18 protein-coding genes and 1 pseudogene are annotated in these 20,263 nt (G+C 71.6%); 11 read left to right on the top strand and 8 right to left on the bottom strand.

Annotation, left to right across the window (positions count from 1 at the left end):
• Position 1 precedes the first annotated feature (1 nt).
• Both GAS53_RS58525 and GAS53_RS36010 read right to left on the bottom strand, forming a co-directional pair.
• On the bottom strand, positions 2-487 hold the full coding sequence (locus GAS53_RS58525) for a hypothetical protein (RefSeq protein ID WP_404829374.1): 486 nt from the start codon (positions 485-487) through the stop codon (positions 2-4).
• A gap of 63 nt (positions 488-550) precedes the next feature.
• Entirely contained in the window at positions 551-2,935 is a 2,385-nt protein-coding gene (locus GAS53_RS36010) for a phosphoketolase family protein (RefSeq protein ID WP_151481969.1), read from the bottom strand.
• Between the two features lie 433 nt (positions 2,936-3,368).
• On the opposite strand from GAS53_RS36010, the pseudogene GAS53_RS58520 reads away from it, so the two are divergent.
• The 6 genes and pseudogenes from GAS53_RS58520 to GAS53_RS35980 form a co-directional block, all read left to right on the top strand.
• Positions 3,369-3,488: pseudogene (locus tag GAS53_RS58520) on the top strand (universal stress protein); the annotation flags it as partial.
• Positions 3,489-3,702: 214 nt separating this feature from the next.
• Positions 3,703-4,446: an HAD family hydrolase gene (locus GAS53_RS36000; RefSeq protein WP_151481967.1), complete on the top strand. Its 744-nt coding sequence runs from the start codon at positions 3,703-3,705 to the stop codon at positions 4,444-4,446.
• Positions 4,443-6,836, top strand: a complete 2,394-nt coding sequence (locus tag GAS53_RS35995) for a glycoside hydrolase family 65 protein (RefSeq protein WP_151481966.1) — start codon at positions 4,443-4,445, stop codon at positions 6,834-6,836. Before GAS53_RS36000 ends, GAS53_RS35995 begins: the two co-directional genes overlap by 4 nt.
• 149 nt (positions 6,837-6,985) lie before the next feature.
• Positions 6,986-7,978: a dihydroxyacetone kinase subunit DhaK gene (dhaK, locus tag GAS53_RS35990; protein WP_151481965.1), complete on the top strand. Its 993-nt coding sequence runs from the start codon at positions 6,986-6,988 to the stop codon at positions 7,976-7,978.
• A 36-nt stretch (positions 7,979-8,014) separates the two neighbouring features.
• Entirely contained in the window at positions 8,015-8,623 is a 609-nt protein-coding gene (dhaL, locus tag GAS53_RS35985; RefSeq protein WP_151481964.1) for a dihydroxyacetone kinase subunit DhaL, read from the top strand.
• Positions 8,607-9,050, top strand: coding sequence for a PTS sugar transporter subunit IIA domain-containing protein (locus GAS53_RS35980; protein ID WP_404829373.1), 444 nt, complete (start codon positions 8,607-8,609; stop codon positions 9,048-9,050). Before dhaL ends, GAS53_RS35980 begins: the two co-directional genes overlap by 17 nt.
• 28 nt (positions 9,051-9,078) lie before the next feature.
• Here GAS53_RS35980 and GAS53_RS35975 read toward each other — a convergent pair whose 3' ends face one another.
• Entirely contained in the window at positions 9,079-9,780 is a 702-nt protein-coding gene (locus GAS53_RS35975; RefSeq protein ID WP_151481963.1) for a glycoside hydrolase family 75 protein, read from the bottom strand.
• 407 nt (positions 9,781-10,187) lie between these two features.
• On the opposite strand from GAS53_RS35975, the gene GAS53_RS35970 reads away from it, so the two are divergent.
• The 3 genes from GAS53_RS35970 to GAS53_RS35960 all read left to right on the top strand — a co-directional run bounded on the left by GAS53_RS35970 (position 10,188) and on the right by GAS53_RS35960 (position 12,920).
• On the top strand, positions 10,188-11,153 hold the full coding sequence (locus GAS53_RS35970) for a fibronectin type III domain-containing protein (protein ID WP_151482003.1): 966 nt from the start codon (positions 10,188-10,190) through the stop codon (positions 11,151-11,153).
• A gap of 61 nt (positions 11,154-11,214) precedes the next feature.
• Complete coding sequence (locus GAS53_RS35965; protein WP_151481962.1) at positions 11,215-12,153, top strand: LysR family transcriptional regulator; 939 nt, start codon at positions 11,215-11,217, stop codon at positions 12,151-12,153.
• A gap of 203 nt (positions 12,154-12,356) precedes the next feature.
• Complete coding sequence (locus GAS53_RS35960; protein ID WP_151481961.1) at positions 12,357-12,920, top strand: hypothetical protein; 564 nt, start codon at positions 12,357-12,359, stop codon at positions 12,918-12,920.
• 70 nt (positions 12,921-12,990) lie between these two features.
• Here the strand turns inward: GAS53_RS35960 and GAS53_RS35955 are convergent, their stop codons facing one another.
• The 3 genes from GAS53_RS35955 to GAS53_RS35945 all read right to left on the bottom strand — a co-directional run bounded on the left by GAS53_RS35955 (position 12,991) and on the right by GAS53_RS35945 (position 16,692).
• Positions 12,991-13,545 (bottom strand): PadR family transcriptional regulator, encoded by a 555-nt coding sequence (locus GAS53_RS35955; protein ID WP_151481960.1) that lies wholly within the window; start codon positions 13,543-13,545, stop codon positions 12,991-12,993.
• Positions 13,546-13,778: 233 nt separating this feature from the next.
• On the bottom strand, positions 13,779-15,794 hold the full coding sequence (locus GAS53_RS35950; RefSeq protein ID WP_151481959.1) for an NADPH-dependent 2,4-dienoyl-CoA reductase: 2,016 nt from the start codon (positions 15,792-15,794) through the stop codon (positions 13,779-13,781).
• 127 nt (positions 15,795-15,921) lie between these two features.
• A complete protein-coding gene (locus tag GAS53_RS35945; protein ID WP_151481958.1) occupies positions 15,922-16,692 on the bottom strand; it encodes a putative protein N(5)-glutamine methyltransferase in 771 nt (256 codons plus the stop codon).
• A 324-nt stretch (positions 16,693-17,016) separates the two neighbouring features.
• Here GAS53_RS35945 and GAS53_RS35940 point away from each other — a divergent pair, with 324 nt between their 5' ends.
• Complete coding sequence (locus tag GAS53_RS35940) at positions 17,017-17,430, top strand: MarR family winged helix-turn-helix transcriptional regulator (RefSeq protein WP_263974197.1); 414 nt, start codon at positions 17,017-17,019, stop codon at positions 17,428-17,430.
• Positions 17,431-17,598: 168 nt separating this feature from the next.
• On the opposite strand, the gene GAS53_RS35935 is transcribed toward GAS53_RS35940, so the two are convergent.
• Positions 17,599-18,327: a GNAT family N-acetyltransferase gene (locus tag GAS53_RS35935; protein ID WP_151481956.1), complete on the bottom strand. Its 729-nt coding sequence runs from the start codon at positions 18,325-18,327 to the stop codon at positions 17,599-17,601.
• On the bottom strand, positions 18,324-19,244 hold the full coding sequence (locus tag GAS53_RS35930; protein WP_151482002.1) for an NADP-dependent oxidoreductase: 921 nt from the start codon (positions 19,242-19,244) through the stop codon (positions 18,324-18,326). The genes GAS53_RS35935 and GAS53_RS35930 overlap by 4 nt, the downstream gene beginning before the upstream one ends.
• Positions 19,245-19,566: 322 nt before the next feature.
• On the opposite strand from GAS53_RS35930, the gene GAS53_RS35925 reads away from it, so the two are divergent.
• Positions 19,567-20,172 carry a sulfite oxidase-like oxidoreductase gene (locus GAS53_RS35925; RefSeq protein WP_151481955.1) on the top strand — a complete coding sequence of 202 codons (606 nt, stop codon included), beginning with the start codon at positions 19,567-19,569 and terminating at the stop codon, positions 20,170-20,172.
• Positions 20,173-20,263: the final 91 nt, after the last annotated feature.

Raw genomic sequence — 20,263 nt, 5'->3', positions numbered from 1 at the left:
TTCAGCATGCCGACTCGCTCTCGGTCGCGGCACCACGAAACCGGGGCGCCACCGCGAAGTCGCGGTGGCGCCCCGGTCCGGGCCCGGGCCGAGCGGTCACAGCAGCCGGCGGTTGCGGCTGACGAACGGCAGCAGTGCGCAGACCTTGCCCAGGCCAGGTCGCGCCGGCGCCCGCGACCGCAAAGGCCCTCAGGACGGCGGTGTAGATGATTCCGATGCCCAGCAGGCCGAGCATGAATAGCCAGTCGGCCCAGCCGGCCCCGGCCCAGTCATGGAACGTGGACTCCATCGGCCCCACGGCGACGCCGCCGAGGAAACCCTGGGTCGGCGAGCCGCCGTCGATCCGCCTCTTGCCCGACTGCGAGGCGTAGCCGAACCCGAAGGTCTTGTCGAGAAACGCCCCCAGCCACGATGCACGTCCCCTCCAAGGGGCGGTGCGCGAGACCGCGGTGGCGCTTGTCGCACCTTCGATGTCCCGCTCCGTCAAGGGAGTTCGGAGGGGCTGCGAGGCCTGGACCATGCGGCGAAAGTCCCTGCCTCGCGGGGCCGGTCAGCTGTCCCAGGTCCAGTCCGCGACCTCGGGCAGATCGGTGCCGTGCGCGCGGATCCAGTCGTGGTGGCGCAGCCGGGTGTCCTCCATCGACTGCCGTACGCCGGCGGCGCGTACGGCCAGGCCGGGGACGCGGTCGATGACGTCCATGACGAGGCGGTAGCGGTCGAGATCGTTGCGGACCACCATGTCGAACGGCGTGGTCGTGGTGCCGATCTCCTTGTAGCCGCGCACGTGCAGGTTGGCGTGGCCGGTACGCCGGTACGCGAGGCGGTGGATCAGCCACGGATAGCCGTGGTAAGCGAAGATCACCGGCTTGTCGCGGGTGAACAGCGCGTCGTACTCGAAGCCGGGCATGCCGTGCGGATGTTCCTCGGCGGGCAGCAGCCGGGCCAGGTCGACGACGTTGACGACCCGGACGGCCAGCTCCGGCAGATGGGTGCGCAGCAGCTGCGCGGCGGCCAGCACCTCCTGGGTGGGCACGTCACCGGCGGCGGCCAGCACCACGTCCGGATCCCGTTCGCCGTTCTCCGTACCGGCCCATTCCCAGATCCCGGCGCCGCGGGCGCAGTGGGCCCGTGCCTGGTCCATGGTGAGCCAGTCGAAGCACGGCTGCTTGCCGGCGACCACTACGTTGACGTAATCGCGGCTGCGCAGGACGTGGTCGGCGACCGACAGCAGGGTGTTGGCGTCCGGCGGCAGATAGACCCGTACGACCTCCGGACTCTTGTTGAGGACGTGATCCACGAACCCCGGGTCCTGGTGCGAGAAGCCGTTGTGGTCCTGACGCCAGACGTGCGAGGTCAGCAGGTAGTTGAGGGAGGCGATGGGGGCACGCCAGGGCAGCCGGCGGGTGACGCGCAGCCATTTGATGTGCTGGTTGACCATGGAGTCGACGATGTGGACGAAGGCCTCGTAGCAGGAGAACAGCCCGTGCCGGCCGGTGAGGAGGTAGCCCTCGAGCCAGCCCTGGCAGGTGTGTTCGGAGAGGATCTCCATCACCCGGCCGTGCCGGTCCAGGTGCTCGTCGACGGTGAGGGTCTGCGCCTGCCAGGCCTTGCCGCTCGCGTCGAAGACGGCCTGGAGCCGGTTGGAGGCGGTCTCGTCGGGGCCGACGATCCTGAAGTCGCGGCGGCCGCTGCTGTCGTGCATGACGTGTTCCAGCAGATCGCCGAGGACCCGGGTGGGCTCGTGCAGCGTCACGCCGGGCTTGTCGACCGGAACGGCGTACCGGTCCAGCTCCGGCAGGGGCAGTTCGCGCAGCAGCAGCCCGCCGTTGGCGTGCGGGGTGGCACCCAGACGCCGGACGCCCTCGGGAACGCACGCGAGCACCTGCTCGCGGGGCCGGCCGCGCTCGTCGAAGAGTTCCCCGGGCTGGTACGAGCGCAGCCAGGTCTCCAGCTGTCGCAGGTGCTCGGGGTTGTCTCGGACGGCGGAGAGGGGGACCTGGTGGGCGCGCCAGGTGCCCTCCACGGGAAGACCGTCGACCTCGGCGGGCCCGGTCCAGCCCTTCGGGGTGCGCAGCACGATCACGGGCCAGTGGGCCCGCTGTGTGACGCCCTCCTCGCGTGCGGTGCGCTGGATGAGCGCGATGCGCTCCAGGGCGTCGTCCATGGCGGCCGCCATGGCACGGTGCACGGTCATCGGGTCGTCACCGGCGACGTGGATCGGGGTATGGCCGTATCCCCGCAGCAGGTCGTCGAGTTCGGACTCGGGCAGCCGGGCCAGCACCGTCGGGTTGGCGATCTTGTAGCCGTTGAGGTGCAGGATCGGCAGTACGGCCCCGTCGTGGACCGGGTCGAGGAACTTGTTGGAGTGCCAGGAGGCGGCCAGCGGCCCCGTCTCCGCCTCTCCGTCGCCGATCACACAGGCGACCAGCAGGTCCGGGTTGTCCAGCGCGGCGCCGTAGGCGTGCGAGAGGGAGTAGCCCAGTTCGCCGCCCTCGTGGATGGAGCCGGGCGTCTCGGGCGCGACGTGACTGGGTACGCCGCCGGGGAAGGAGAACTGCCGGAAGAGCCTGGCCATGCCCTCGCCGTCCCGGCCGATGTCCGGATACGTCTCCGAATAGGTGCCCTCCAGCCAGGAGTTGGCCAGCACGGCGGGCCCACCGTGGCCGGGTCCCCAGATGCACAGGGCGTCCTGGCCGCGGGCCTCGATGACGCGGTTGAGGTGGGTGTGCACCAGGTTCAGACCGGGTGACGTGCCCCAGTGGCCGAGTAGCCGCGGCTTGACGTGCTCCGGACGCAGCGGTTCGGTCAGCAGGGGGTTGGACATGAGGTAGATCTGACCGACGGCCAGGTAGTTCGCGGCACGCCAGTGGGCGTCCAGGGCCTGCAGTTCATCGTCCGTGATGTGGGCGGGCGCCTGCTGTGGGACGTCACGCATGATGGATTCCCTTCCGGGTCGAGGTCACGTGCCGGTCCGTACTCCCTCCCACCCTGCGTCCGCCCGTCACGCCCCCGATAGGGCCGGTCGGCCCACACCAAGGGCGCCTGTCGTCCGTCGAAGGCGGCCGCCCATCACTGAACGGACGCAGCCGCGATGGTGCCGGGGGCTGCCCGGCTACCACGGCCGCGCCCGCGGTACGTGGCGTGACCTACGACGCGATCGGGGCCGTCGCACGGGGGCGGCTCGACCGGCGGCGCTACAACCAGTGGGCACGGGAGTGGCCCCAGGTCGGACGGCAGGGGGCCCGGAAGACCTCCTGATCCACGCGCACATCGATCGGACGAGCAGAGCGGGCCCGCGGTGTCACGCTGGGAGATGAGCGGCATTCCTGGCACATCCGCAGAAGCGTGCGCGAGAGGCGGTGCGGATCATGGAACATCTCTTGGTCGTTGGTGTCGACGGTTCGGAGCCCGGCCACCGGGCCGTCGGCTGGGCGGCGGACGAGGCCGCCCGGTGCGGCCTGCCGCTGCGGCTGGTGCACGCGTCGCTGCGGGGCCACGGCTCGGTCGTCGAAGGCCCGGTCCGCGAGATCGTCCTGGACCGGTCTGCCGCCGCCGACCTTCTGATCGTGGACGCCCGTCTGCGTTACGGGCATTTCGGGCGCCAACTCGGCAGGGTGGGACAGGCCGCACCGCACCGCGCCGACCGCCCATTGGTCATCCTGCCGTGGCACAGGTGAACCACCCTCTCGGGAAGGGGACTTCGTGACCGAACTCGCCGCACCGCTCAAAGGCCTGCGGGCCGTGGTGCTCGACACCGATGGAGTGATCACCGACTCGGCTCGGGTGCACGCCGCGGCCTGGAAGTCGGCCTTCGACTCCTTCCTGCGCGAACACCCGCCGGAAGACCCCGACCAGCGGAGGCCCTTCGACGCCGACAAGGACTACCTGCGGTACGTGGACGGTATGTCCCGCCTCGACGGCGCGGCCTCCTTCCTCGCCTCCCGGGGACTGCGGCCGACCGGAACCACCGTGGAGTCGGTGGCCGCACGGAAGGAAGCGATCTTCGTCGAACGGCTGCGGCAGGGCGGGATCCCCGCCTACCCGGGAACGGTCCGGCTCCTGCACGCCCTGATCCGCGAGGGCGTCCCGCGCGCCGCCGCCTCCGCCTCCCGGCACGCCCCTGAGCTCCTCGAACGGGCAGGCGTCAGCGATCTGTTCGACACAGTCGTCGACGGAGGCGAGGTCGCTCGGCTGCGCCTGCCGGGCAAACCCGATCCCGCGCTGTTCCTGGAGGCGGCCCGCCGTCTCGGCAGTCCGCCCGAACACACCGCGGTCGTCGAGGACGCCCTGGCCGGCGTCGAGGCAGGCAGGCGAGGCGGCTTCGGACTGGTCATCGGCGTGGACCGCGCCGCGCACCCCGGCGCGGGAGAACGACTACGGCATCACGGCGCCGATGTGGTGGTACGCGATCTCGGTGACCTGCTCGTGGAAGGAGCCCTTTCGTGACGGACTGGACATGGGAGTACGAGGATTACGACCCGGCGCAGGAACAGCTCAGGGAGTCTTTGTGCGCCCTCGGCAACGGCTACTTCGCCACCCGCGGCGCGCTCCCGGAGTGCGCCGCCGACGACGTGCACTACCCGGGCACGTACGCCGCGGGCTGCTACAACCGGCTCACCTCGGACATCGCGGGACACCGGGTCGAGAACGAGGACATGGTCAACCTGCCCAACTGGCTCCCCCTGCGCTGCCGTATCCCCGACGAGAACGGCACCGGTCCATGGCTGACCCCCGACACCTTACATCTCCTCGACCACCACCTGACCCTGCGGCTCAGCTCGGGCGTCCTGGAGCGCAGCACACGGTACGAGGACGGCGCGGGCCGTCGGCTCACCGTGCGGCAGCAGCGCCTCGTGCACATGGCGGATCCCCATCTCGCCGCACTGCGCACGGAGTTCACCGCCGAGAACTGGACCGGCGGCCTCGATGTCGAGGCGGCCCTGGACGGGGCCGTCACCAACTCCGGCGTCGCCCGGTACCGCGATCTCGACGGCCGCCACCTGACCCACCTCCACACCGGCACGGCCGCTCCGGACACCGTCTGGCTGCGCTGCCGTACCCGCACGTCCGACATCCGCGTCGGCATGGCGGCACGCACCACCGCTCCCGACACGGCGGCGGCCGAGACCAGCCACGAAGGGCCGCGCGCCGCCCAGCTGCTGCGGCTGGCTCTGGCGCCCGGACACACCGTCACCGTCGACAAGGTCATCGCCCTGCACACCTCCTACGATCCGGCGATCAGCGACCCCCTCCAGGCCGCGGTCGACCGTGTGAGCACCGCGCCCGGTTTCGACGAGCTGCTGGAATCGCACCTCACCGCATGGGACCTGCTGTGGCGCAGGGCCGATCTCGACGTGCCCGGTGAACCGGGCGACGTCCTGCGCCTGCACCTCTTCCACGTGCTCCAGACGCTGTCCCCGCACACGGCGGACCTCGACGTCGGTGTCCCGGCCCGCGGCCTGCACGGCGAGGCCTACCGCGGCCATGTCTTCTGGGACGAACTGTTCGTGCTGCCGTATCTGAACCTCCACTTCCCCGAGGTCGCCCGGGCTCTGCTCACCTACCGCCACCGGCGCCTCGAGCAGGCGTGCGCGGCAGCCCGGAAGGCCGGCCGCACCGGCGCCATGTATCCGTGGCAGAGCGGCAGCGACGGCCGCGAGGAGACCCAGCAGCTGCACCTCAACCCACGCTCCGGCCGCTGGCTGCCCGATCACTCCCGGCTCCAGCACCATGTCGGCTCGGCCATCGCGTACAACGTCTGGCGGTACTGCGAGGCGAGCGGTGACGCGGAGTTCCTGCACACCAAGGGCGCCGAGATGCTGCTGCAGATCGCCCGCTTCTGGGCGGACTCGGCCACGTACGACGACGGCCTGGGCCGCTACCGAATCCGTGGTGTGGTCGGCCCGGACGAGTACCACGAGCGGTATCCCGACGCCGAGCTGCCGGGGCTCGACGACAACGCCTACACGAACGTCACCGCTGCCTGGGTGCTCGCCCGCGCGCTGGAGTTGCTGGAGTCCCTGCCCGAGCCGCGTCGGCGGGAGCTGGCCGAGCGCACCGGGTTCGACGGCGGGGAACCGGAGTTGTGGGAGGACGTGTCCCGCTCACTCCATGTGCCCTTCCACGGGGGCGTCATCAGCCAGTTCGAGGGGTACGGCGAACTGGCCGAACTCGACTGGGACAGATACCGGAAGCGGTACGACGGCATCCGCCGGCTGGACCGGATCCTGGAGGCGGAGGGCGACAGCGTCAACCGCTACCAGGCGTCCAAGCAGGCCGACGTCCTCATGCTCGGCTACCTCTTCTCGCCCGCCGAACTCAGGGCCCTGTTCGGCCGGTTGGGTCATGACCTGGACGACGAGACCTGGCGGCGCACGGTGGACTACTACCTGCGCCGCACCAGCCACGGCTCCACACTCAGCGGCCTGGTGCACGGCTGGGTGCTGGCCCGGGCACGGCGCACCGAGGCGTGGGAGTTCGTCCAGGAAGCCCTGCTGGGGGACATCGCCGATCTGCAGGGCGGCACCACGGGTGAGGGCATCCATCTCGGTGCCATGGCCGGGACGCTCGATCTCGTGCAGCGCGGGCTGACCGGCCTGGAGACCCGGGAAGGCGCACTGTGGCTGGACCCGGTGCCGCTCCCGGAGCTGTCGGAGTACGGCTTCTCGATCCGCTACCGCGGCCACTGGGGCGTACGGCTGCGCATGCGGCCGGGCCTGCTGCACATCGACGTTCCGGCCTCCGACCGCTCCCCCATCCACGTGGAACTGCCCGACCGCACGGTCACCATCGAGCCGGGCGACACCTCCGAACTGACGTTGCCCCACTGGGAGTGAACGCCGATCGGGTCCTACGGCCATGGGGCCCTTGGCAGGCTCGACGAGCCCGATCAACCTGCCGCAGTTCGTGACCTAGAACCGGCTTGCGTCGATACTGGGCCCGAGACACCAGCAGCCCTGCCTGCCAGTCCCATCAGGAGGTTCCCATGAAGATGCTCATCAACGTCGCGGAGACGGTGGTCGCGGACGCGCTGCGGGGTATGGCGGCCGCTCATCCCGAGCTGACCGTGGATGTCGAGAACCGGGTGATCGTGCGGCGGGACGCTCCGGTGGACGGGAAGGTGGGGCTTGTCTCGGGCGGTGGGTCGGGGCACGAGCCGCTGCACGGCGGTTTCGTGGGTCCCGGGATGCTGTCCGCGGCCTGTCCCGGCGAGGTGTTCACGAGCCCGGTGCCGGACCAGATGGTGCGGGCGGCGGCGGCCGTGGACAGCGGCGCCGGGGTGCTCTTCATCGTGAAGAACTACACCGGTGACGTGCTCAACTTCGACATGGCGGCGGAGCTGGCCGAGGACGAGGGCATCCAGATCGCGAAGGTCCTCGTCAACGACGACGTGGCGGTCACCGACAGCCTCTACACGGCCGGCCGTCGGGGTACCGGAGCGACCCTGTTCGTGGAGAAGATCGCCGGCGCGGCGGCCGAGGAGGGCCAGCCGCTGGAGCGGGTGGAGGCGCTGGCCCGGCAGGTCAACGAGAACGCACGCAGTTTCGGTGTCGCGCTGAGCGCGTGCACCACTCCCGCCAAAGGCAGCCCCACCTTCGACCTGCCGCCCGGGGAACTGGAGTTGGGCGTCGGGATCCACGGCGAGCCGGGCCGGGAGCGGCGGGCGATGATGACCTCGCGGGAGATCGCCGACTTCTCGGTGAACGCGATCCTGGAGGACATGGACCCCCGCAACCCCGTCCTGGTCCTGGTGAACGGCATGGGCGCCACCCCGCTTCTGGAGCTGTACGGCTTCAACGCGGAGGTGCAGCGGGTACTCGTCGAGCGCGGGGTCCCGGTGGCGCGCACGCTCGTCGGCAACTACGTCACCTCGCTCGACATGGCCGGCGCCTCGGTGACCCTGTGCCAGGTCGATGAGGACCTGTTGCGGTTGTGGGACGCGCCGGTGCGTACTGCGGGCTTGCGCTGGGGCATGTGAGACAAGGTCAACTTCCGTACCACGCAAGGAGATTCTGTGCTCGACGCCGACTTCTTCCGCCGTTGGATGACGGCGACCGCCGCGTCCGTGGACCGCGAGGCGGAACGGCTCACCGCCCTCGACTCGCCGATCGGCGACGCCGACCACGGCAGCAATCTGCAACGCGGCTTCACGGCCGTGACGGCCACGCTGGAGAAGGAGGCGCCGGACACGCCCGGTGCCGTCCTGATGCTCGCAGGACGGCAGTTGATCTCGACGGTGGGCGGTGCGTCGGGGCCGTTGTACGGGACGCTGCTGCGCCGCACCGGCAAGGCGCTCGGCGACGGGGTCGAGGTCAGCGACCAGGAGCTCACGGACGCGCTGCGCGCCGGTGTGGACGCGGTGATGCAGCTCGGCGGGGCGGCGCCCGGCGACAAGACCATGGTCGACGCGCTCGTGCCCGCGGTCGACGCGCTCGGTGATTCCTTCGCGGCGGCACGGGCCGCCGCCGAGGAGGGCGCCCTCGCGACCACGCCGTTGCAGGCCCGCAAGGGCAGGGCGAGTTATCTGGGCGAGCGCAGCATCGGGCATCAGGACCCCGGCGCCACCTCCTCGGCGCTCCTGATCGCGGCGCTCGCGGAGGCGGCCGGTGAGTCCGGTGAGTGATGTGCCGAGCGCGGCCGGGGGCGGCAAGAAGCTGGTGGGCATCGTGCTCGTGTCGCACAGCGCGGCGGTGGCCGCCTCGGTCGCCGAGCTGGCGACGGGCCTCGCGGGCGGCGGCACGACCGCTCCGGTGGCGCCCGCGGGTGGTATCGAGGGCGGCGGTCTCGGCACCAGCACCGAGTTGATCTCCGCCGCGGCCGCCTCCGTGGACCGCGGCGCCGGGGTGGCCGTCCTCACCGACCTCGGCAGCGCGGTGCTCACCGTGAAGACCCTGCTGGCCGAGGGCGACGAACTCCCGGCGGGCACCCGCCTGGTGGACGCGCCTTTCGTGGAGGGTGCGGTGGCGGCGGTCGTCACGGCGTCCGCGGGGGCGGACTTGGCAGCGGTGGAGGCGGCGGCTTCGGAGGCGTACACCTACCGGAAGGTGTGACCCGGTCCCGGGGGCTTGCGGTGCGGGCTCAGTTCCGCCGGACGAACTCCCGGGCCAGTCGCTCCCCTTGAGCGGCGGCCGCCCGGCGGCTCTCGATCGGAGCGGCGCCGGAGTCCTTGAACAGGATGTAGGTGACCCCGGAGGGCGTCCCGCCGCCGCGCGGGTCGGGGCGGATACCGAGGGCCCGGGCGGTGGCGTACGACGCCTCGCCGATGATGTCGTGGGGGCCGATGTCGCCGACGACCGCGTACTGGACGCGGTCGCGGTGGATCACGGCGGCGACCGTGCCGCCCCGGACGCCGTGCTCGCGGTGGTCCCAGATGTGGCTCGGGGCGGGCACGACGACGTACGGCAGTCGCTCGGCGCTCAGCTGACGCCCGTCCGACTGCTGGTAGGCGGTGGTGTCGGAGAAGAGCGCGTCGGTGTACTCGTTGCAGTGGCGGCCGGGCTGTCCGTCGCAGTCGATGTCCATGTCGGCCTTCCAGTAGACGGCGCCGCGCTTGCCGCACACGGGGATGTCCGCGGGCGTCCCATCGTCGCTGCGGTAGCGGCCGCGCGAGACGGGCGCGCAGTCACGCACCGCGGCCAGGAGGTCCGCGGCCCGGACGTTCCCCGCACGCTCCTGCATGGCCTCGTGCATGGCCTGGGTTGGTGGGGCGGCGGCGGGGAGCGTGGTGGGGGCGAGCAGGGCAGCGCCGGCCGCGGCCAGCGTCAGCGACTGGACACGCACGATAAGAGACCCTCTCCTGGACGGTACTGACGGACACTCAGCCCAATCTGGTGGAGTCTCGATCATGTGGCCACCGTTGGAGGTCCGTACGGTGCACGCCCGGTGACGGTTCGTCGGGGGCCGGGCGGCCGGGTCGTCATTGGCTCCGGCCGCCCGGCCGCCCTCGCCGGCGCGGGATCAGCGACGACAGCGTTCCGCACCGTCGGCGTGAACTCCCCTGCGACAAGGCCGAGTTCAGCCGCGAAGAGGATCAGCATACGTAACGTGCGGTCGATATTGCGAACGGCGGCCCTCTTGATGTGGTCACGCCGACGGCGTCATATTGGTCCGGACCAATCCCGTCGAGGGAGGGCAGGGCTGTGCGACGCGTACTCCTGCGAGCCGCTGCGGTCTGCGGCGCGCTGCTCATGACGGTGTCCTGCGGCTGGGGCGGGCAGGACGCGGGCGGCAGCGGCCGGCTGCCCGCGGCTCCCGCGGGGGTCACGGCGGCCGCGGGCAGCGCGACCAGCGTGCACGTCATGTGGAACCGGGTTTCCGGGGACCCCGAGGTCGCGCACTACGAGGTGTATCGCGGCGCCACGAAGGTGAAGGACGTACCGGGTTCACAGCACATGGTCGACGTCACCAGGCTCAAACCGTCGACCACCTACGCCTTCTCCGTACGGGCGCGGGACGCCGACGGGAGGCTCGGGCCGCCCAGCGAACGCGTGCGGGCCACGACGTCCGCCGCGACCGCCGCCGACGACCGGGCTCCGAGCCGCCCGGAGCGCCCGCACGGCAGGGCCGCCGGGAGCCGTGCCGCCCAGCTGTCCTGGGCCAGGTCCACGGATGACCGAGGTGTGGCCTCGTACGACATCCATCAGGGCGACACGAAGATCCACAGTGTGGGCGGCGCACAGACCGCGACCGTGGTCACCGGGCTGCGGCCGGGCACGCGCTACTCCTTCACCGTCCGGGCACGCGACGCGGCGGACAATGCGTCGCCGGCGAGCGAGGCGGTACGGATCACGACGGCAGCGGGCTCGGACGACGAGCCGGGCACGGGCACGGACACAGCCATGGCGCCGACCGGCTTCCGCGCGACGACGCATCGCGCCGACGGGGCGTACTACCTCGACCTGTCCTGGGTTCCGCCGAGCGCCGAGATGATCGACGGCGTGATCACGGAGTACCAGATCCAGCTCGACCGGAAGCCGGCCACCTCGCTCGTCTGGGGCGGGACCGCTCCCCGCGACAAGGCGACGTACAGCTTCTACGTGGGGCGGGAGGCCGGGGTCACCCAGCGGGTGCGGATCAGGGCGAAGCTGCCGGACGGGACCTGGGGCGGCTTCTCGGCGGAGCGGACTGTGACGACGGGTGCGGCGCCCCCGTAGACGGGACGGCCCGGCCACGGCAGGAGCAAACAGACCATAGGGGAAGCCTAGGATTCCTCGTATGACCCATAGGGAATCCAATGGCACCACGTCCACCGCGCCGCTCGACATCTCGCTGCTCCGGACGTTCCTCGCCGTGCACCGGGCCGGCTCGTTCACGGCGGCGGCGCGGCTGCTCGGGCTGTCGCAGCCGACGGTGACGACGCAGATCCGGTCCCTGGAGGACCAGTTGGGGCGGGAGCTGTTCGAGCGGCGGCCGCGGGGCGTGGTGTCGACCTCGGTCGCGGACGAGCTGGCCGCGCAGGTCGCGGAGCCGCTGGACGCGCTCGCGACGGTCACGGACCGCGGCGGGTTCGGGGCGGACCTGGTGCCGGATCCGGTCCATGTGGCGGGTCCGGCGGAGCTGCTGTGCACGCGGGTGCTGCCCGCCCTCGCCCCGCTGACCGGCCAGGGGGTGCGGCTGCGGGTGACCACCGGGCTGACCGACGGCCTGTTGGAGGGGCTGCGGGGAGGCCGCTTCGACCTGGTGATCGCCACGTCACGGCCGCGCGGCCGCACGCTGAGCGCGCTGCCGCTGGCGGACGAGGAGTTCGTCCTCGTCGCCGCGCCCGCGTGGGCCGAGCGGATCGGCCCGGACCGGGTCGCCGCCGAGGGGCCCGCCGCGCTGCGCGGGGTGCCGCTGATCTCGTACGCCGAGGATCTGCCCATCGCGCGGCGCTACTGGCGGCACGTCTTCGGCGTACGGCTGACCGGTCAGGCCGCAATCACGGTGCCGGATCTGCGCGGCGTCCTCGCGGCGGTGGTCGCCGGCGGCGGGATCTCGGTACTCCCCCGCTATCTGTGCCTCGACGAGCTGGCCTCCGGCGCGCTGGTCCCTCTTCTGGCCCCGGAGGACCCGCCGATCAACACCGCCTATCTGACGCAGCGCCCAGGGGTGTCGGACAACCCGCACGTCGCGCTCGTCCGGGAGCGGCTCCTGGCGGCCGGCCGCACCTGGTGACCGGCCGCCGCGAGGTGACCGCCGACGCCGGTGACACGCCATCGGCGGTCGGCCGGATGGAGGAATTCGTCACCTGCCCGGTCCCGGCCCGCATGCGGAACCGGTGACCGTCACATTGGCTCGGTCCCAGAGCAGCACGGACGTTCCCAATCCTCGGCGGCGCATGGGATGTCCCGCCAACCGTGCCGCCGGAGGGCAGTCCAATGCGTACTACTCAGATGCTCGTCCGCTCCGGGCTGACCGTGGCGGCCGCCGCGCTGCCGCTGGCCCTGACCGCCGGGGCCGCCGCCGCGGTGAGCACGGGAATCAATGTGACCACCAGTGGATCGACGGTGCAGGTGACCACCACCGACTGCTCCACCAGAGCCAGTGGCTCCATGGGGAATGCCTCACTGCTCTCCAGCGGTCAGGTGAACTTCGCACAGGGGCGCCAGGCAGCCTTGTCCGGGACCAGCGGCAGTCAGTCGGCCGCATGGTCGAACGTCACCGCCGGCACCTACACGGTCATCGTGGTCTGCGCCGACGGCACGACTGCGGGCACCCAGTCCGTCACCGTCTCCCCGGTCTCGAGCCCCACGATCTCCGCGACGGTGTCACCCTCGCCCTCACCGTCGCCGTCGCCGACGCGCGGGGTCATGGGCGGTATGGGCGGCGCCACGAAGGACTACGGCCCCGTCACCTACGCGGTGGGCGGCGTCCTGGTGACGGCGGGTGTCGGAGCCACGGTCTGGGTCCTGCGCCGCCGCTCCAAGCCGCACCGGCTGTGAACACGGCGACGGCCCGGCACCCCGGCCGAAGTCGGGGTGCCGGGCCGCCGTCCTGCAACAGCTCAGTCCGTCACGTGGCCGGGTCCGTCACGGGCAACCGCTCGAACTCCTCCAGCGCATGTGTCAGCCAGCCCGTCCAGAAGGTCTCCAAGTCGATTCCGGCGCGCAGGATCAGGTGCTGGAGGCGGTCCTGCGGCGCGTCCTTGCCGGGCGGGAAGTCGCGCTCCTGGATCTCCTCGTACTCGGCCAACTGCCGCCGGTGCAGGTCGAGATGGCGGCGCAGATCCGCCTCGATGCCCGCGGTGCCGACCACCGCCGCGGCCCGCAGCCGCAGCAGCAGCGTGTCACGCAGGGGCTTCGGGTCCTGGGAGGCGGCGGTCCACCTGGCCAGTTCGGCGCGGCCCGCGGACAGGACCTCGTACCGCTTCTTCTGCCCGCGGGTCGGCTGCTGCGACGGCAGGGCCCTGATGTAGCCCTCGGTCTCCAGTTTTCCCAGCTCGCGATAGATCTGCTGATGCGTCGCCGACCAGAAGTAGCCGATCGACTTGTCGAAACGCCGGGTCAGCTCAAGCCCCGACGACGGCTTTTCGAGCAGGGCGGTGAGGATCGCGTGCGGGAGTGACATGGAGTCATCCTAGGGACGGGCCGTGCGCCTCCAGGTCCTGTCGTCAATCTCCCGTCGTCCGCCCGGAGGGCGGGCCCCGCGGCGTCAGGTGCGTGCTCTGGGGGTCCCCCCGGCCGAAGGCTGGGGGAGTGCCGGGCGCAGGCCCTCGTACTGGACCGTACTTGGGTCTGTGCCCGGTGCGGCGAGAGTGCGTGCATGGCGTCGCGGGGCAGGCGGGAGATTGACGACAGGACCTAGAGCGCCGCTGCCAGCTCCGTGCCCTGCTTGATGGCGCGCTTGGCGTCGAGTTCGGCCGCCACGTCGGCGCCGCCGATGAGGTGGACGCTGCGGCCCGCGGCGCTCAGCGCCTCGTACAGGTCGCGGCGTGGTTCCTGTCCCGTGCAGAGCACGATCGTGTCGACCGGGAGGACGGAGTTCTGTCCGTCGACGGTGACGTGCAGGCCGGCGTCGTCGATGCGGTCGTACTGGACGCCCGGGACCATGGTGACGCCGCGGTGTTTGAGTTCCGTGCGGTGGATCCAGCCGGTGGTCTTGCCGAGTCCGGCGCCGACCTTGGACGGCTTGCGCTGCAGCAGGTGGACGGTGCGCGGCGGGGCGGGCCGCTCGGGGGTGCCGAGGCCGCCGGATGCCCGGTACTCCATGTCGACGCCCCAGTGCCGGAAGTACGTCGCCGGGTCCTCGCTCGCCTTGTCGCCGCTGTCGGTGAGGTACTCGGCGACGTCGAAGCCGATGCCGCCCGCGCCGAGGATCGCGACACGGTCGCCGACGGGGGCGCCGTCGCGCAGCACGTCGAGGTAGCCGACGACGCTGGGGTGGTCGACGCCGGGGATCTCGGGGGTGCGCGGGCTGACACCCGTGGCGACGACGACCTCGTCGTACGCGGAGACGTCCTCGGCACTGACACGGGTGTTCAACCGCACGTCCACGCCGTGCAGTTCGAGCTGTGTACGGAAGTAGCGGATCGTCTCGTCGAACTCCTGCTTGCCGGGGACCTTGCGGGCCACGTTGAGCTGTCCGCCGATCTCGGGCGCGGCGTCGTAGAGGGTGACGTCGTGGCCGCGCTCGGCGGTGCTCACCGCACAGGCAAGTCCGGCCGGACCCGCGCCCACTACAGCAACTCGCTTGCGCAGCCGGGTCGGTGACAGGACGAGCTCCGTCTCGTGGCAGGCGCGCGGGTTCACCAGGCAGGAGGTGATCCTGCCGCTGAAGGTGTGGTCGAGGCAGGCCTGGTTGCAGCCGATGCAGGTGTTGATGGCCTCGGGCCGCCCGTCCGCGGCCTTGGCGACGAAGTCGGGGTCGGCGAGCATCGGGCGGGCCAGCGACACCATGTCTGCGTGGCCTTCGGCGAGCAACTGCTCGGCGAGTTCAGGGGTGTTGATGCGGTTCGTCGTCACGAGCGGGATCGAGACGGCACCCATGACCTTCTTGGTCACCCAGGCGTACGCGCCGCGCGGCACCGAGGTCGCGATGGTGGGGATCCGGGCCTCGTGCCAGCCGATGCCGGTGTTGATGATGGTCGCCCCGGCAGCCTCGACGGCCTTGGCGAGCGTGATCACCTCGTCGAACGAGGAGCCGTCCGTGACCAGGTCCAGCATCGACAGCCGGTAGATGATGATGAAGTCCTCGCCGACCGCCTCACGGACGCGACGGACGATCTCGACGGGGAACCGCATGCGGTTCTCGTACGAGCCGCCCCAGCGGTCCTCGCGCTTGTTGGTCCGGGCGGCGATGAACTCGTTGATCAGGTAACCCTCGGAGCCCATGATCTCGACACCGTCGTAGCCCGCCCGGCGGGCGAGGCGGGCCGCGCGGGCGTAGTCGTCGATGGTCTGCTCGACCTCGTCGTCCGTGAGGGCGTGCGGCGGGTAGGGGCTGATCGGCGCCTGGAGTGCGCTCGGGGCGACCAGGTCCTGGTGGTAGGCGTACCGGCCGAAGTGGAGGATCTGCATCGCGATCTTCCCGCCCTCGCGGTGCACCGCGGCGGTGATCTCCGCGTGCTGCTCGGCCTCCGCTTCGGTGGTCAGCTTCGCACCGCCCTCTCCCGGCCGACCCGCCTCGTTCGGGGCGATGCCTCCGGTGACGATGAGGCCGACGCCGCCGCGCGCCCGGGCGGCGTAGAACGCGGCCATGCGCTCGAAGCCGCGCTCGGCCTCTTCCAGGCCGACGTGCATGGAGCCCATGAGCACGCGGTTGGGCAGCGTGGTGAAGCCCAGATCGAGCGGGTTCAGCAGGTGCGGGTAACGGCTCATCGGCCCCTCCGTACGCGGTGTCGTCCCTCTTGTTGTAGACGACGGACCGAGCTTTATGCAACTAGTTGCAAAAGGAGAAGGAGCCGATGTGACGAGGGCCTCGCCCCGGGCGGCGCCTCCCGGCGGTCTAGGGCTTTGTACCGATGACGACGGTCGCGTACAGCTCCTCCGAGACCTCCAGTCGCGGTATCAGGCCGGCGCGGGCGAAGGTCTCGACGGCCCGGTCCGCCTGACGTTCGCTCGTCTCGACGAGGAGGCTGCCGCCAGGGGTCAGCCACTCGGGAGCCTCGGCCGCCACGCGGCGCAGGATGTCGAGTCCATCCCCTCCCCCGTCGAGTGCCACCAGAGGTTCGTGGTCGCGGGCCTCCGGAGGCAGGAGTTCGACCTCCTCCGTGGGGACGTACGGCACATTGGCGGCCAGGACACCGACACGGCCGCGAAGGGTGCGCGGCAACGGCTCGAAGAGGTCGCCCTCGTAGACATGGCCGCGCCCGCCGACGTTCCGGCGGGCGCAGCGCACGGCGGCGGGGTCGATGTCGGCGGCATGCAGTTCGGCCCCGGGGAGGGACGCGGCGAGTGCGGCACCCACCGCACCCGAGCCGCAGCACAGGTCCACGACGAGCGGAGCCTCGGGTGCGAGGGCGACGGCCTGCCGGACCAGGAACTCGGTGCGGCGGCGGGGCACGAACACGCCCTGTTCCACGGCGATGCGCAGACCGCTGAACTCGGCCCAGCCCAGGACGTGTTCGAGGGGCAGGCCCGCGACGCGGCGGTCCACCATGGCGGTGAGTTCGGCGGGCGTGCGGGCGGTGGAGACGATCAGCCGCGCCTCGTCCTCGGCGAAGACACAGCCGGCGGAGCGGAGCGTGGTGACGACATGTGCGTAAGAAGGTGGCATGGAAGCCGAGAGCCTTTCGGGAAGCCGAAGGGCGCCCTCGAGGTCACCTGATGCCGGTGAGGCCCTGAGGTGAGAGCACCCGAGCTGACACAGCGGTAATGGGGCTCACCTCCCTGGTCCATCGACGGCTGGGGCGATCCGCAGCCGGACGGCAACATTACACGGCCGGGGCCTTCGGGCGGAGTTCGGGCCCGACTGCCTCCGCCGCGCCCCCGAAACCCTTCTAGTTGCGCTATGCAACTACTAGTTGTACTATGCAACCAGAACAGGAAGGGAAGACCCGTGAACACAGCCGATGCGGCCATCGAGACGATCCACCGCGAGATGACGGCCTTCGCCCGCCGCGCGCGGGCCTCGGCGGGACGCCTGCATCCCGAGCTGTCGCTGGTCTCGTACACGCTGCTCGGCCACCTCGAGGACGTCGGTGGCTGCCGGGCCACCGACCTGGCCGCGCACTACGCCCTGGACAAGTCCACGGTGAGCCGTCAGGTGTCGGCCCTCGAACGCGCCGGGCTGGTCGAGCGGCGCACCGATCCGCAGGACCAACGCGTCCAGGTGCTCCACCTCACCCCGGCCGGGATGGAGATCCTCGCCCAGGTGACCGCGAGCCGCCGGGTGGCGTTCCGCGAGCGGCTCGCGGGCTGGCCCGAGGAGGACCTGCGGCAGTTCGCGGGGTATCTGCTGCGGTACAACGCGGCGGGCGGGACACGGCGCGTGACCGCTGCAGCCGGCGACTGAGGCACTTCGGGAAGGCCAGTTGTCGGGCCGAAGCCGCGACACCACGATTCCCGCTCCGTCGCGTCTGCCGCGACACCACGACTCCCGGCCCCTCGCGCCCGCCGCGACACCACGTCTGCCGGCCCCTCGCGTCCGCCGTCACACCGCGTCTCCCGATCGCCCGCGGCGCTACCCGACCCCCACCACCTGTCCGTCCCCCAGCCGCTCCGGCACCCGCACCCCCCGGAACGTCGTCGTGCGCCGCACCCTGAAGCCCAGCGACTCGTAGAGCCGGATGGCGGCGGTGTTGTCAGCCGCGGTGTGCAGGAACGGGGTCTCGGCCCGAGCGCGTATGCCGTGGGCGACGGCCAGGGTCAGCCGGGTGGCTAGGCCCTCGCCGCGGAAGTCCGGGTCGGTGCAGACCGTGCTGATCTCGGTCCAGCCCGGCAGGTGCAGCCGCTCCCCCGCCATGGCGACGAGGTCGCCGCTCCTGCGTATCCCGAGATACGTGCCGAGTTCGACGGTGCGTGGCAGGAACGGGCCCGGTCTGGTGCGCTCGACCAGGTCCAGCATCTCCGGCACGTCGGCGGAGCCGAGCCGTACGGCCTCCGGGTCCGGCGCGGTGGCCGACCCGTCGAACACGAGCTGTACACCGTCCACACTGAAGGTCACGTCCCAGCCGTCCGGGATCTCCCCGCCGAAGCCGGGCAGGGGGATCTCCTGGCCGGGGCCCGCGAGCGCCGCGGCATCCGCCCAGTCCTCGGCGCCGGGGTCGTCGGGCAGGGCCAGCCACGGCGATACCTCGACGGGGTAGCGCAGCACGCGGCCGCGGCGCTCCGCGAACTTGGCGTGCGGGCCGGTCAGCGAGGCGAGCGCCGGGTTGTCCAGCGGGTGGCGCCCGGTGGTCCCGGTGCTCATATGGCGACCTCGATCACGACCTTGCCACGCGCGTGGCCGGCCTCGACGGTACGCAGCGCCTCGGCGGCCCGTTGCAGGGGGAAGGTCTGCGTCACCAGGGGGTCCAGCTTGCCGTCGACGACGAGCTGGGCCACTTCGTCGAGCACCGCTGCGGTACGGGCTCGTGCGACGGGCGAGCCGCCGAGGCGCGCCACGATGTCCTTGCCGCCCGCGGTGATCAGTTTCGTCCGGTCCGTCACCAGTTCGGCCGCGGCTTCGAGGACGGCACCGCCGACCAGGTCGTAGACGGCGTCCACCCCGTCGGGCGCGAGGGCCCGGACGCCGTGGACGAAGTCCGGGCCCGACGGCACGTGCGCGGCGCCGAGCGACTCGACCAGGTCCTTCTTGCCGGCGCTCGCGACACCGATGACGTTCAGTCCGTCGGCGCGGGCGATCTGGGTGGCCGCCACGCCCACCCCGCCGCCCGCGCCCGTGACCAGCAGGGTCGCACCGGCGGGCAGATCCAGCTGGCGGATTCCGTCGTACGCGGTCGCCGCCGCGACGGGCAGGGCAGCGGCGTCGGTGAAGGAGATCCCGGCGGGCTTGTGCGCGGTCACCGCCACCGGGAACAGGGCGTACTCGGCGTATCCGCCGGCGACCGGGTTGCCGAAGACCCCGTCCCCGACCGCGAAGCCCGTGACGCCCTCGCCGACTTCCTCGACGACTCCGGCGGCCTCGTTGCCGAACACGGCGGGCAGTGCGCGCGGCTGCTGGCCGGGGCGCTGGTAGCCGGTGCGCTGCTTCCAGTCGACGGGGTTCACGCCCGCCGCCCGTACGGCGACCAGCAGCTCGCCCGGACCGGGGCTCGGCCGGTCCTGGTCGACGAGGGCTTCGGCCTCGGGGCCGCCGTACTGGGTGAAGACGTACGCCTTGGGCATCTGCTTCCTCACTCTCCTTCGCGAAGCGCTCCGCGGGCGGGGCGACCATACGGACACCGCGGACCGTCGGTGGCTGGTCGCGCCCACGCGGCGGAGCCGCACACCGATACAGCCCCGCGCCCCTGAAGAGCGCGGTAGCGCACCCTGGCTTTGTTCGTTCCGCTCAGCTGCAAGGAAGATCGCGGGGCGGCTATTCCCGGGCGTCGGAGGATTCATACGGCCGCAATGGTCCGGTGGCCGAGCACGCCGACGGGCCCGGTACGGTTGAGGACGTAAGCAACGATCAAGGCCGCGGCTCGACCGGCCTGGAGGCTCCGCCCGTATGAATGTCACCCGAGGTTTCGCCGGGCGCCCGCGCGTCCAGAACGACCGGCTGCCGCCCGGTCAGTACGACGCGGGCGACGACTGGCCGGTCCTGTCCGCCGAGGTGACGCCGGAACTGGCGCCCGCGGAGTGGACGTTCGCCATCGACGGCCTGGTCGCCGAGCCACGCACGTGGACCTGGGACGAGGCGCACGCGCTGCCGTCGTCCGCGTACGAGGGCGACATCCACTGCGTGACGAGCTGGTCGAAGTTCGGGGTGCGCTTCGGGGGCGTGTCGCTCGACGCGTTCCTCGATCTCGTACGCCCGGCGCCGGAGGCCACGCACGCGGTCGCGTACTCGCACACCGGCTACACCACGAACCTCCCCCTCGCGGATCTGACCGGCGGGCGCGCCTGGATCGTCTGGGAGTACGGGGACGGGCCGCTGCCCGCCGAGCACGGTGGTCCGGCGCGGCTGCTCGTGCCGCATCTGTACTTCTGGAAGAGCGCCAAGTGGATCGCGGGCCTCAGGATCCTCGACCACGACGAGCCGGGCTTCTGGGAGCAGAACGGCTACCACCACCGCGGCAACCCCTGGGAAGAGCAGCGCTACTCCGGTGACTGAGACCTCCGCATCCTGGACGACCTCCACATCCTCGACGCCCGCCGTGCCCTCGGCGACCTCCGCGCCCACGACGGGCCGCACGCCGGCGACA

Origin of the sequence: Streptomyces albicerus, assembly GCF_008905045.1 — a bacterium.
Taxonomy (GTDB): Bacteria; Actinomycetota; Actinomycetes; order Streptomycetales; family Streptomycetaceae; genus Streptomyces; species Streptomyces albicerus.
The sequence above is the reverse complement of the archived record's forward strand: the minus strand, read 5'-3'. Positions and strand labels throughout refer to the sequence as shown.